Source organism: Methanomassiliicoccales archaeon (assembly GCA_014361295.1).
In the GTDB taxonomy this organism is placed as follows: Archaea; Thermoplasmatota; Thermoplasmata; order Methanomassiliicoccales; family JACIVX01; genus JACIVX01.
Genome location: JACIVX010000101.1, coordinates 1 through 913, shown reverse-complemented (window position 1 = coordinate 913; position 913 = coordinate 1). Strand labels below are relative to the sequence as shown.

Genomic DNA, 913 nt, shown 5'->3' with positions numbered 1-913 from the left:
ATGCTAAAACACCTAAACAAGAACAAAGAAGCCACACTAATAGAAAAAGCCCTCAAAAAAACCCTGAAAAAAGGAATAAAAACCCCAGACCTCGGAGGAAAACACACGACCAAGCAAATGGCAAAAGCTATAAAAAAAGAACTACTAAAAATAAAAAACAGCTACTCCAATCAAGGATAGTTTGTCCTCGGTGGAAATTTTCACAAGCACGACCTTGAAGGGTCTATAAAAATCCACACCTTTGCTAGCTTAGATAAGTTTTTTATAGTGTAACTGGCTCGATCGTCCCCCCCAATTTCAAGCACTTGGAATTGCCATGATTCTCAGCAGGGATTTCAATAAAATATTTTTATTTCAAGATCCAACCTTTTCTTGTGTCAAAGATCAAGAAACTACTTTAATTATATATTCATCACCCCCAGCATTTGATAAAGTTCAATAGCAGGCCTAGCGAAAAAAACCTAGGATTGTATTCCAATTAAAATCGTTCAATATTAAGATAAGTCTCCATGTCCTTGGCTGCTTTAAATTCTAAAAAATAATTACTTATTATATGGTTTAGACGCTACCCCATATCAGTGAGATTTATATACTATTTATAAAACATTTAATATTGTTTCATCACTTATCCTGATTATGAACAGAAATGGTTTGATTTAGTCACATGGGGCACATTATAAATGAGGAAATATTATCTTGATAATCTGCGCTGGCTTATAATTTTGTTGCTGTTCCCATATCATGTTTTACTCATCTACAGCAATATTGGATCCTATTATTTCCATGCTGCGAATTCTGTTATTGCCAATACATTCATCTTGAGTCTTGCGCCCTGGTTTATGCAATTACTTTTCACCATAGCAGGAATAGCCACATATTACTCATTGAAAAAGAGAAGTGCAGGTGAATATCT

Annotated in this window: 2 protein-coding genes; both read left to right on the top strand. The window is 34.4% G+C overall.

The window, feature by feature from the left end; translation table 11 throughout:
* Positions 1-180, top strand: a 180-nt coding sequence (locus H5T41_11395) for a hypothetical protein (GenBank protein ID MBC7109363.1), incomplete at its 5' end; no start/stop codon positions are given.
* Positions 181-680: 500 nt separating this feature from the next.
* Positions 681-913 (top strand): acyltransferase family protein (locus H5T41_11390; GenBank protein MBC7109362.1); only part of this gene is annotated, 233 nt, incomplete at its 3' end.